8 protein-coding genes are annotated in these 11,593 nt (G+C 73.4%); 3 read left to right on the forward strand and 5 right to left on the reverse strand.

Going from position 1 to position 11,593, the window contains the following annotated elements; genetic code table 11:
* Positions 1 to 432: 432 nt before the first annotated feature.
* Positions 433 to 1,572, forward strand: a complete 1,140-nt coding sequence (locus K8640_RS40340; protein ID WP_223751934.1) for a protein kinase domain-containing protein — start codon at positions 433 to 435, stop codon at positions 1,570 to 1,572.
* Positions 1,573 to 1,691: 119 nt separating this feature from the next.
* On the forward strand, positions 1,692 to 2,063 hold the full coding sequence (locus K8640_RS40345) for a response regulator (protein ID WP_223751935.1): 372 nt from the start codon (positions 1,692 to 1,694) through the stop codon (positions 2,061 to 2,063).
* A 19-nt stretch (positions 2,064 to 2,082) separates the two neighbouring features.
* Here K8640_RS40345 and K8640_RS40350 read toward each other — a convergent pair whose 3' ends face one another.
* Positions 2,083 to 4,527, reverse strand: a complete 2,445-nt coding sequence (locus K8640_RS40350) for a PAS domain S-box protein (RefSeq protein WP_223751936.1) — start codon at positions 4,525 to 4,527, stop codon at positions 2,083 to 2,085.
* A 118-nt stretch (positions 4,528 to 4,645) separates the two neighbouring features.
* Positions 4,646 to 4,897, reverse strand: coding sequence for a hypothetical protein (locus K8640_RS40355; RefSeq protein ID WP_143097427.1), 252 nt, complete (start codon positions 4,895 to 4,897; stop codon positions 4,646 to 4,648).
* Between the two features lie 216 nt (positions 4,898 to 5,113).
* On the opposite strand from K8640_RS40355, the gene K8640_RS40360 reads away from it, so the two are divergent.
* Entirely contained in the window at positions 5,114 to 5,803 is a 690-nt protein-coding gene (locus tag K8640_RS40360) for a response regulator (protein WP_223751937.1), read from the forward strand.
* Between the two features lie 12 nt (positions 5,804 to 5,815).
* Here K8640_RS40360 and K8640_RS40365 read toward each other — a convergent pair whose 3' ends face one another.
* Genes K8640_RS40365 through K8640_RS40375 form a run of 3 tightly spaced genes read right to left on the reverse strand, consistent with a single transcriptional unit; the run spans position 5,816 to position 11,339 of the window.
* Positions 5,816 to 8,959, reverse strand: coding sequence for a bpX6 domain-containing protein (locus tag K8640_RS40365; RefSeq protein ID WP_223751938.1), 3,144 nt, complete (start codon positions 8,957 to 8,959; stop codon positions 5,816 to 5,818).
* Positions 8,959 to 10,887 carry a hypothetical protein gene (locus tag K8640_RS40370; RefSeq protein WP_223751939.1) on the reverse strand — a complete coding sequence of 643 codons (1,929 nt, stop codon included), beginning with the start codon at positions 10,885 to 10,887 and terminating at the stop codon, positions 8,959 to 8,961. The genes K8640_RS40365 and K8640_RS40370 overlap by 1 nt, the downstream gene beginning before the upstream one ends.
* A complete protein-coding gene (locus tag K8640_RS40375) occupies positions 10,884 to 11,339 on the reverse strand; it encodes a hypothetical protein (RefSeq protein ID WP_223751940.1) in 456 nt (151 codons plus the stop codon). The genes K8640_RS40370 and K8640_RS40375 overlap by 4 nt, the downstream gene beginning before the upstream one ends.
* Positions 11,340 to 11,593: the final 254 nt, after the last annotated feature.

Raw genomic sequence — 11,593 nt, forward strand, 5'->3', positions numbered from 1 at the left:
GGTCCAGCCCTCCCGCCACCCCTCCCACCCCGGCCTCGCGCGTCCACCGCCCTCCCCCCGCCGCCCCTCGGTGGACCTCGCTCCATCCGACCTGGGACGTCCAGCGTCCACCGCTGGACTTCCCTGGCCATCCGGGGCCGCCCTCCCAGGTCCTGGACATCCCTCGGAGCCCACCTCACACCTCCCATTCGCAAAACTGAAAATCAAGACTTCGGCCCCAAACTGTTCAAGGTCGGAAACAGGAACCACCCCGGGCAGGGGCTCCACCGTCAGCGGACGGATGGCGCGCGAAAGGAACGGACGCTGGGAGCCGGCCGCGGTGGACGGGGCACGCACTACCCATGGGGTGACTTCCAGCCGGAGGACGAACATACTTTTCACGGTGCGCCCACGGGCCCATCGGGCCCATCGCCGTCGCAAGGAGAGCCGACCATGTCGCCCCCGTCGTCCGACGCCTCCATGCCTCCGGAAGTCCTGCTGCGCTCCGGCCGCGCGTCGTATGAGTTCGTGAGGTCCTTGGGGGCCGCGCACCATGGGGAGCTGCTGCTCGCCCGTCGTCGCTACGAGGCGGACTTCTGCGGCTACGCGGTCATCAAGCGCCCGCTGGGCGAGGACGCCGCGGCCATCCACCGGCTGCTGGAGGAGGGCCGGCTCACCGCGCTCCTGCACCACCCCAACGTCGTCTCCGTGCACCACCTCAAGGGCCCGGACGACACGCCGGTGCTCGTCTTCGAGCACACGCCCGGCCACCGGCTGGACGCGCTGCTGGAGGCGTCTTCCCGCTCGCACCTGCCCTTCTCGGAGGGCTTCGCGCTCTACGTCGCCGCCGAGATCGCCGAGGCGCTCCACCACGCCCACACCCTCACCGACGAGCACGGCCACCCGCTGCGCGTGGTCCACCGCGACGTGGCACCCCACAACATCCTCGTCACCGAGCACGGCGCGGTGAAGCTGCTCGACTTCGGCGCCGCCACCTGCGTGTTCTCCGGGGACGCCGCGCGCGCCGCGCCCCCCGTGAGCCTGGCCTACGCCGCGCCCGAGCACGTCGCGCGCCAGCCGCTGGACGGCCGCGCGGACCTGTTCGGCCTGGGGCTGGTGCTGCTGCAACTGCTCACCGGCCGCCACCTCTTCGAGGGCGCGGACCGCTTCGAGGCCGAGCGCCGCCACCGCCACGAGCGCGCGCTCACCCAGCCGCCGTCCGACGCCGGCGAGGCGCTGGAGGACGCCATGAAGAACGCGGTGGGCCTGGCCGCCGCCCGGGAGCTGCGCCGCCGCATCCGCGCCTACGGCCATGATGATTTGGAGGACGCGCTGCGCTCGGTGCCGGCGGCCTTCCAGCCGCTGCTGAGGGGCACGCTGGCGCCGGCGCGCGAGGAGCGCTTCTCCACGGGCGCGGAGCTGGCGCGGGCCCTGCGGCTGTACGCGCGCCGCGCGGGGCTGGTCTTCGGCCGGGCGGAGGCGCTCGCGGAGGTGACGGGCCTGCGCTACGCGGCGCTGCGCGTGCAGGCGGGCGAGTCCCCGGAGGAGGTGCTGGAGGACAGGCTGCTGCCGGAGGAGGACCCCGCGAGCTGAGCTTCGCTCACCTCCGAATCGCCCGATGTTCACGGGCGGACACCCGGGACGTCCACGCGAGGACGTCTCGACGCGCCGCGGCTGGCGGATGTCGGACGCCGGTACGAGGCTGAGTCTCCATGTGCACGCCCAGCCTCGTCCTCCTGGTGGAAGACCACGTCGACAGTCGGGAGCTCCTGGAGGAGTTCCTGACCCTGGAGGGCTTCGCCGTGGAGACGGCCGGCAACGGCCAGTCCGCGCTGGAGCGCCTGTCCCGGCTGCCCTGTCCGGACGCGGTGCTGCTGGACCTGATGATGCCGGTGATGAGCGGCTGGGAGCTGATGCGCCACGTGCGCGAGGATGACCGGCTCAAGCAGCTGCCCGTCGTCGTCGTCTCCGGCGCGGGCAACCACCAGGCCCTGCCCGAGGGCATCCAGGGCACCGTGCCCAAGCCGGTGGACCTCTCCGAGCTGCGCGCCACGCTGGCCCGCGTGGTGAGCACGCAGGGCTGAAGGAGGCCCCCGCCCTGCCTCATGCCGGCGGCGCGCGCGGCAGCGTCACCCGGAACACCGTGCCAGTCTCTTGCGTGGACGTCACCTCGATGTGGCCCCCGTGGCCCTTCACCACCTGCTCGACGATGTAGAGCCCCAGGCCCAGGCCCCCGCTGTTGCCGCCTCCCTGATGGCTGTGGCCCGCGCGGCGGAACGGGTCGAACAGGTGGGGCAGCGCGTCCGGGGAGATGGGCTCGCCCGGGTTGTGCACCTCCAGCACCACCGTGTCGCCCTGGTCCGTCAGCGTGAGGGTGACGGGCACCTCCGCCGCGCTGTACTGGAGCGCGTTGCCGCCCAGGTTGCTCACCACCTGCAGCAGCCGGTCCGCGTCCCACTGCCCCTCGTAGCGCCCGCTGCCGCCCGCCACGCGCAGGGTGCGCTCCGGCCACGCGGCCTCCAGCTCCTCCACGCCCTGGCGCACCACGGCGCGCAAATCCCCCGCGGTGCGATGCACGGGGATGCCGCCACCCAGCCGGCCGCGCGTGAAGTCCAGGAGCTCCGAAATCATCCGCGTCATCCGCGCGCTGGAGCGGGCGATGCGCGTGACGAGCCGGCGCTCGCGCTCGGGCAGGGCCTCGCTGTGCAAGAGCTGCGTGGTGGACAGGTGGATGGCGTTGAGGGGGTTGCGCAGGTCGTGGCTGACGATGGCGATGAGCCGCTCACCGAAGCGCGCCGCCTGCAGCGCGGCCTCCTGGGCGCGCCGGCGCTCGGTGACGTCCGTCAGCGTGGCCACGCCCGCGATGATGTCCCCGTCCCTGTCGCGGATGGGCGCGCTGGAGACGAGCACCGTCATCGAGCGGCCATCCTCGTGCCGCAGCATCCCCTCCTCGCCCTGCACCACCTCGCCCGTGCGCAGGCTGCGCGACAGGGGCCACTGCTCCGGCGCGTACGGGCGCCCGTCCAGGTGGCAGGCGCCGTAGTCCCCCGCGAAGGCGTCCACGTTGGACATGGGCTGGAACGGGCGGCCGGTGAGCGTGGAGACCTGCCGGTTGGCGAGCGCCAGCCGGCCGCTGGCCGCGTCCGCGATGACCACGCCCGCGGGGAGCTGCTCGAGCACCGCCGCCAGCCGCGCGCGCTCCGACTCGATGGTGGACAAGAGCCGCTGCCGGTCCGTCTCCACCGCGCGCCGCTGGGTGATGTCCATCACCGTGGCCACGCGCTGGGACACCTTGCCCGTCTCGTCGCGGAAGGCCGTCACGTGGGTGAAGGCGGGGAAGCGGCTGCCGTCCTTGCGCAGGTGCAGGGACTCGTACTCGTGCGAGGGCTTGGAGCGCGCCGCCGCCGCGTGACGCGGGAGCATGCCGCGCGCCTCCGGGGCGATGACCGTCTCCAGCGGCTTGCCCACCAGCTCCTCGGGCGTGGCCCCGTGCATGCGCGCGAAGGCGGGGTTCACGTCCAGCAGCACGTCGTGCTCGCCGGCCACCACCACCACGCCCACGCCCAGGCGGAAGAAGACCTCCTCCCAGCGCTTGAGGCCCGCCTCGCTCTCGCGAAGCCGCCCCAGCGACACCTCCGCCTCCTCGTGGGCCTCGCGCTCGCGGGCGTGCGCCTGCGCCTGCGCGAGCAGCGCGGTGGCCCGGTTCGCCATCGCGCGGAACAACAACAAGTCCTCCTCGGACAGCTCGCTGGTGGCGCGGCTGCCCATCAGCGCCACGCCGATGAGCGCGTCGTCGAGCACCAGCGGCACGCCGTACAGCGCGCGCACGTCGGAGGTGCGCACCACGTCCGAGCGGGCGCGCACGTCACGGCTCGCGTCGTGCACCAGCAGGGGCTTGCGGGTGGCGGCGATGGTGCCGGCGAAGCCCTGGCCCACCGGGACGCGGCCCCCCACGTCCACGCCCTCACCCACGGCGCTCTCCACGCGCAGCAGGTCATCGCCCTCGCGCAGCAGCACCACGGCCACGTCCACCGCGACCACCGTCTCGCGCAGCACCTGGAGCAGCCGGGGCAGGAAGCCCGCCACGTCGGGGCTGCCCAGCGCCGCCGCGCTGATGCGGTCCAGCGCCTGGAGCGTGCGCTCGCGCGCGCGGGTGTAGCGGCTGACGGACGCGGCCACCGCCTCGTCCATGGCCTCGTGGAAGATGCGCTCCTCCTCCGGCCGCGGCGTGGCGCTCCCGCGCGAGGACCACAGGCGCAGCACGCACGAGCGCAACAGCCGGTACTCCACCACCACCTGACGCAGGTCGAAGCCCTCGCCCAGCCGCTCCAGGGCGTGGTGGTCGCTGATGGCGCCCAGCCCCGAGGCCAGCTCCGGGCGGGGCTCGCGCATCATCAACGCGATGGTCTCCAGCAACCGGGGCAGGCCGTTGCGCAGCGCGGGGCCCGCCAGCGCCTGGGCGGCGGGGATGGAGCGCACCTCCACCTCCCAGGCCGACATGATGGCGTCGCGGTTCTTCAGCAGGAAGTCAGCCAGGGGGATGGGCAAGGGCGTGTCGGGGTGGGGTTCCGGGCACAGGGGGTGCCCCGGGTCTAGGTCACTCACAGAGCCCGGACAACCGCCGAGATGGCTTGCGCCATCCAGCCCACACTTCACGCCCTGTCTCTCACCCCCACGGGGAGGTGGGCGCGGTGACCTCCGTCAGCCGCAGCAGGCGGTGCTCCTGCTCCAGCAGGTAATGGACCCGGAAGCCCGAACCCAGGACCACCAGGCCCGCCTGTCCCGGAGACAGGGGACCTTCCAGCGGGAGCCCCGCGGCCAGCGCGGCCAGCTCCCCCTGGAGCTGCTGCCGGACCGGCGCGGAACACTCGCAGAGCGTACACAAGGCCTCGGGCATGAGCTGGAGTCGCAGTGCCATGGTCCATGTCAGGTTGACCACCTCGGCCCCCTGGAACAAGACGTGCCTGGGGTCCAAGGCACTCGTTCGTTTCCAACTTCCGCGAATCTGGATTCCCCGCGAGCCGCCGCGCGTCAGGTGCCAGGCTGTCCTCCAGCCAACGACGGGCTTCGGCGGCCGCGAGCGCGAAAAGGTGGCGCGCGCTAATGAGAACGGGTCTCCTCCCCCCCGTCCCTCATGTCTCACTCCGTACGCCATCTCCTCCTCGTCGAGGATGACCCTTCCTGGCGGAAGCGGCTGGCCGACGCCGCCCACGCGGAGGGCGTCGCCGTGACCCACGCCTCGGACGGGGTGGAGGCCCTGGACTGGCTGCGCACCCACCCGCGCGCCGGGCACCCCGACCTCATCCTGTTGGACCTGATGCTGCCCCGCATGGATGGCTGGGAGCTGTACGGGCAGCTGCGCATGGATGCGCGGTTGCGGCACCTGAACGTGCTGATGTTCTCCGAGGCGCTGCACGGCCAGGAGGTGCCGCTGGGCGGCGTGGTGGGCTACCTGCACAAGCCTCCCACGCCCGAGTCGATGATGGGCGCGGTGCGCTCGCGCCTGCGCTTCGCGGCGGCGCTCCCCTCGCGCGAGCCGGCCGGCGCGTACTCGCTGGAGCTGCGCGAGGACGTGTCCCTGCCGCTGCGCCTGTTGCCCGCGCCGGTGGGACACTCGGTCCGCATGCACCTCTTGCGCGCCGCGGAGCTGGTGGGCTCCGAGCTGCCCATGGCGTCCACGTGGCTGATGGCGCTGCCGGGCACACCTCCCGCGCTGCTCGTCTCCGTCGAGGGCGTGCGCGTGGTGCTGGACGTGGACGACGAGGCCCGCGTGCTGCGCGCCACCTCCGTCGATGTGCCGCCGGACCTGCTCACCCGCTCCTGAGCGTCCCTGTCGTCACGCGGCGACGACGTGGCGCACGGCGCCGTGCTCCAGGTCCAGGCACAGCACGCGGCCGTGCACGTCGTACACGAGCAGCGTCGAGCCTCCCAGCCGCACGCGCGGCGGCGTGTCTCCCTCGAAGGTGAGGGTGAGCCGGGCGCGCAGGACACCCCGGGCATCGAGCAGTCGCGCGTCCCAGCCCTCCACGCAGCGCACCACCTCCGCGCGCCACGTCGAGGTGAGGACCTGGTGCACGGGCTCACCGAGCCCGGCCTCGGAGACCCACGGCGTGGCTTGTCGGGGGATGTTGGGCGGCAGCCACAGCCAGTCGACGCGGCGGAACAGCGGCCCTTCGTCGACCATGAGCACGGCCGCGCGGGCCTCGCCGTCCGGGGTGAGGGCGCAGGAGCGCAGCCCCAGCACCTCCTCCGCCGGTCCCGACACCAGCGGCCCACGCGCGCGCAGCGTGGGGCCGTTGCGCAGCTCGTACGTCCAGCGCTCCAGGTGGCTGGTGGCGAAGCTCAGCCACGCGTCGTCCGCGGCCAGGGAGCGCACGGTGCCGGGCACCTCCGCCACGCGCCACAGGGCCCGCGCGTCGGGGGCCTGGGCGTCCAGCATCATCACCGTGTGGCCGGACACGACGAACCAGCTCCCGCCGTCGTAGGTGGGCGCCCAGCTCTCCATGGCGAGGTCGCACCAGTGCGTGGCCGTGCGCGCCATCACGTCGACGCGGGACACGCGGTACAGCTCGCCCCGGGGCGCCAGGGCCAGCACGCGGTCCGCGTGAAGCGAGGCCACCAGCGAGAAGGCGGGGACATCCAGGTGCGCGAGCCTGCGGCCCTCGGCGTTGAGCAGCACCGCGCCCGCCTCCCCCAGCGCGAGCAGCACGCGGCCGCCAGCCAGGGCCACGGCGTCGTGGACGAAGTGGGTCCCCGCGTCGGCGAGCGAGGCGGACGCGACGACGGGAGGCTGCTTCGGGTCCGAGCCCCAGGCCGGGAGGCGCTGCGCGGGCAGCGTGGGCAGGTCCGCGCGCAGGGCGCCGTCGAGCAGCTCCTTGAGCAGTCGCTCGAGGAGGTCGACGGTGACGTGCGCGCGGCCCGCGGCGCGGTCCTTCAGCAGGGCGCGCACCGTGGGCTGGAGCAGCGTCGCGCGCATGGCGGAGACGGACTCCTGTGACAGGGCCTCGGCGAAGGCGAGCCGCTCCAGGCCGCCCTGGGGCGTCTCGTCATCCAGCAGGGCCGACACGCGAGCGCGCGTGGAGGACAGGCCATCCGGGAACGCGCAGGCCCAGCGGGCCAGCAGCCGCGAACCGGTGGGCCCCCCCACTTCGACGCCGCGCTCCAGCCACCCGCGCGCCAGCTCCCGCTTCTCCACCACGGGCCAGATGACCTGCACGGCCTGCGACCAGTTGCCCGCGTCGGCGTGGTCCTGGGCCCAGAGGAGCCTGAGCGCGCGGGCCTCCTCGGGGTGCGTGCGCTCCAGCCGGAGCACCGCGTCCGCGAAACAGCCACTGCGCCGGGCGATGGCCACCGCGCGTTGGGGGTCCTTCGCGAGGAACCACTGGCGCACGACGAGCCCGGGGCCCAGGGCGCGGCCCTCGGCGAGCTCCGCCGCGAGCTGGAAGCGGCCGTGCTTCTCCAGGAAGGCGACGGCCTCCAGGTGCGCGCCGAGCAGCTCGGAGAGCACGAACACGGCCTCGTCGATGCGGCCCTCGCGCTCGAAGCGTTGGAAGGCCGCGCGGTAGCGTTGGCGCAGCGCCTCGTAGAGGTCCTCGCCGCCCGCGAAGGTGGTGGCGGGCCCCCGAGGCCCCAGCTGCAGCGTGAGCTTCTCGCGAGGCCCCGGCAGTCCGAGCGCCTCGCGGGTGTTCGCATCGGGGGCGCCTCCGCCCAGCGGCACGGCGTGGCGCAGGGCTTCTCTCAGGTCCCCGTCCTCGAACATCTCGAAGAGGCGGCGCAGGTACTCCGCCTTGCGACGCAGGAGCAGTTGGCTCAGCGGAGACTGGTGGATGAGCCATTGGGACAGGCGCGAGAACACACCCGGGCTCGGAGGAGCGGGACGCGGCCCCGGAGCCTGGGCGCGAGTGCCCGAAGGTTGCGCGTCCTCCACGGTGGAGAACAGGGACGACAACCATCGACCCAACCAGGACGGCTTTCCCGAGGTGAGCGCGCCGTCGCTCGTGGTGCCACCGCTCCCGAGCCATGCGGTGAACCGGCCAAGCCAGCCGTCCGTGCTCCCACCGGAGGACCGGGCCCGCGGCGCCGAATCACGTGCCTGCGCGCCGTCAGCACCTCCGCCGAACGCGGCGCGAAGCCGACTCCACCACCCCGCCGAACCTTCACGCCTGGCGGCGGACGAGCTCGACCTCGAACCTGGACGAGCGCCCTCTCCTCGCCCGAAGGCCGCGCGCAGTCGCGACAACACCCCAGGACGCGTTCCTGAACCATCGCTCCCGCGCCGCGACAACCCACCAGGCCGCGCCTCATCCCCCGGTCCGAGGGCCGCGCGCAACCGCGACAGCAAGCCACCACGCGCCATCGCACCACCCCGTCCGAACGCCGCGCGCAGTCGCTCCCTCCACCCCACGGGCTTCACCGTGGCGGGCGCCTCCGCCACGCGCCCCTGCATGCGCGCCAGCACCTCCTTCGCCTCCGTCGACAGCTCGGGGACCGCGGAGCCGAAGAAGGCCCGGGTGAGCGGCGCCTTCGGCTCCACCACGGACACCACGGGGGCCGGTGGCGCACCCAGTCCCCGCGTGGGCACCGCCGTCCACGCCGACACGTCCAGCCACGAGGCCACATCCACCGGCAGCGCGCCCGTCACCGGATGCACACAGGCCCGGCCTCCTCGCACGAGCACGAGCGAACCCGGCCGCGCCTCCACCCGCTCCCACTCCGCGGACGACAGCGGCGCCGAGACGAGCACCCCTCGCTCCAGCGTGAGCGCGAGGCCCGGACTCGTCCCCGCGTCACAGCGACGCGCGACAGGCAGCCGCAGCAGGTACCCGTTGGCGACCCACAGCACGGAGGCCCCCGGCGCCCACAGCGACATCACCCGCCGACGCGCCTCGTCCTCCGAGAGCAGCACCGGGTCGAACCAGAACGCCACGGCGCTCACCGTGCCCCGATGCAGGTGCTGACGTGGCGAGGGAGAAGGACGCATCACATCCCTCCCGTCGTCGCGCGGTAGAGCACCCGCCCCATCGTCAGGTCCATCACCACCAGCTCTCCACTTCGCGTCAGCCACGCGAGCAGCGGCGCGGAGTGGCTGACCTCGGCGTGTGTCACCACATCCGACGCCTTCCTCAACACGGTCTCGCGCTTCTCCGTCAGCCACAGGAGCGTGCGCTGGTCCGCGGCCAGGACGAACAGTCCCACCTGGTGCTCCGCGACGTGACAGCCGCCCACGCCCACGCCCACGACCCGCGCCCCTTCCGGCACGGTGATGTCCACCTGGTGGTCCGCGAGGAACATGCGCCACACATTCGATGCGTGTCGCGCCGCGAGCAGCCCCATGCCCTGGACCACCGGGACATCACTCGCCCAACCGAAACAGGCCTCGCCCTGCTTCACGTTCAGCACCACGTCCTCGGCGTCCCAGGTGCCCATGACGTGCAGCGACGTCCGGGGCGGAGGCGCGGGCGCATCCTCCTGCGGCGCGAGCACGAACACCGGCTTGCCGGCGTCCCCCGTCTGCCAGGGCTCACGCCTCAGTCGCTCCAGCCGCGAGCTGACGGGCACCTTCGCGCCGCCACGGATGTAGACGAGCTTGTTGCCCACCTCCACCATCGCCGTCACCGGGTAGTCGAGCGCCACCATCTCGATGCGCTGCTCGGCCTCGACGCGATACACGAGGAAGAGCCCGCCGGTGCGCGTCAGCAGCAGCACCATCTCGTGACGGCCCCGGTCCCTCCAGGAGAACAGGCGCCCCGGTCCCGGGGTCGCGGAGGGGAACGTGGGCGCATAGCCGGACGACCAGCCGCCGATGATTTCGGCCGACCCCACGCCCCGGTGGATGCGCGGCTGGGAGAGCGTGCCGTGGAGCACGTAGCGGTCCTCGCGCTCCATCAACGTGAGCAGCCCGCCATTCGGACGCCAGCCCGCGGCCAGCACCGTCTGGTTCGGCTTCACCTTGATGCGCCGGGGCTTGGGGAGGGTGGCCGTCGGCGAGGCGGGGATGGCCATCGCGGACACACTGCCATCCGCGTGGAACGTCACCAGCCGGCGGCCCTCCGCGGAGAAGTGGAACGACGTGGGCCGGTCCTCGGACAGGCGCACCACGGGCTTCGCGACGCGCGCCTGGAACGGGTCTCTCAGGAGCCGGACGCAGTCGTCCGCGGGCGGCAACTCCAACACCACCGAGCGCGCCTCACGCGACGCGGGGCGCACGTCCACCTGGAGCTTGCGCTCGCCAGGCTCCATCACCTCGCCCACCTCCACGCGAGACAACCCGCGTGCGCTCGGAAGCCGCGCCAGCCGGGCATCGCCCACGAGCCACGCATCTTCCGGAGTGGCCTCCAGCGCGAGCGCCTCACGCCACGCGGCGAGCTGCTCCTCCGTTGGCGGCGCGAGGTCCCTCGCGCCGAGCCAGGACAACACCAGCGACGACGTCACCTCGGAGTACGGGCGCTGCTTCGGAGGAGGCGCCTGGAGCACCCCCCACGTGAACGCCGCCCCCGCGGCCTCGGCGCGGCGGGCCATGACGATGAGCAGCGCCAGGTGCGCGATGCGCGGGTTGCCGAGCTGGTCCGGCCCTGCGTCCAGCAGCACCACCGTGCGACGCGCGCCCTGCGGCTGTCGGAACGAGGGCTTCAGGTACGACAGCTCTCCGAAGGCGGCGCGACGCACCAGCTCCTCGGGAGCCTCCAGCGCCCAGAGCCACTCACTGACGAGCAGTCGGTCGAACGAGCCGCGCCGGGACAGCCCGTCATATCCCTCGGGCTCACCGCCCTCCATGTTGGAGCGCGAGCGCATCCCACCCACGGCCGCCGCCAGTCGCGCGACATACGCGCCCACGTGGAGCGACAGGGGCTCGGGGAACAGCGACAGGGACTCGGCCCAGGGACTCAGGGAGGGAGGCAGCGCGCTCATGAAGCCCCGCCCTCCTCGTCCGCGAGCCACGCGGCGAGCGTGGCGCGGTGCACCGGCCGGGCCGACGCAACGGACAGCAACCACGGCCCCGAGGGCAACACGGCCCACGGCGTGCCACCGACCTCCACGCGCGAGAGCAGCGCCCGTTCCAGCACGGACACCAGCACCTCGGGAGCCAGCGCGCACGGCAGCAACAGCGACGGCGCGGAGACGTCTCGCCCCAGGTACGTGACGCCATCCACCCACGGCAGGGACTCGGAGGCGCCCAGCAGCACGAGCACACCCCGTCCCGCGACACCACTCCACGTGGACAGCCGAGCGTCATCCGCCAGGAGCACGCGCCGGGCGAGCGCACGGGCCACGTCCCCCACGCCCACCACGGCCAGCGGCTCCAGCGGCTGCGCGCGCGGGCCCCACCGCACCGGCAGGGCACCCTGTGTCTCACTGCTCATGCCCGTGCTCCACCCTGCGCGCCGTCCGACGAGCAACGCCGAGCGCAAGCGTGCCGCACCCGCGAAGCGCCCCACGACTCACCACGCATGTCCGTGTTCCACCGCGCGCCGCCCGACGAGCAAGGCCGAGCTTGAGCCTGCCGCACCCGCGAAGCGCCCCACGACGCACCAAGCATATCCGTGCACCACCGCGCGCCGCCCGACGAGCAACGCCAAGCGCAAGCGTGCCGCACCCGCGAAGCGCCCCACGACTC

It is taken from the genome of Myxococcus sp. XM-1-1-1 (genome assembly GCF_020037095.1).
Lineage (GTDB): Bacteria > Myxococcota > Myxococcia > Myxococcales > Myxococcaceae > Myxococcus > Myxococcus fulvus.

Excerpts from the sequence above, each read along its gene's own strand:
- K8640_RS40340 (WP_223751934.1), top strand. The coding sequence starts at position 433 with ATGTCGCCCCCGTCGTCCGACGCCTCCATGCCTCCGGAAGTCCTGCTG.
- K8640_RS40345 (WP_223751935.1), top strand. The coding sequence starts at position 1,692 with ATGTGCACGCCCAGCCTCGTCCTCCTGGTGGAAGACCACGTCGACAGT.
- K8640_RS40355 (WP_143097427.1), bottom strand. The coding sequence starts at position 4,897 with ATGGCACTGCGACTCCAGCTCATGCCCGAGGCCTTGTGTACGCTCTGC.
- K8640_RS40360 (WP_223751937.1), top strand. The coding sequence starts at position 5,114 with ATGTCTCACTCCGTACGCCATCTCCTCCTCGTCGAGGATGACCCTTCC.
- K8640_RS40365 (WP_223751938.1), bottom strand. The coding sequence starts at position 8,959 with ATGCGTCCTTCTCCCTCGCCACGTCAGCACCTGCATCGGGGCACGGTG.
- K8640_RS40370 (WP_223751939.1), bottom strand. The coding sequence starts at position 10,887 with ATGAGCGCGCTGCCTCCCTCCCTGAGTCCCTGGGCCGAGTCCCTGTCG.
- K8640_RS40375 (WP_223751940.1), bottom strand. The coding sequence starts at position 11,339 with ATGAGCAGTGAGACACAGGGTGCCCTGCCGGTGCGGTGGGGCCCGCGC.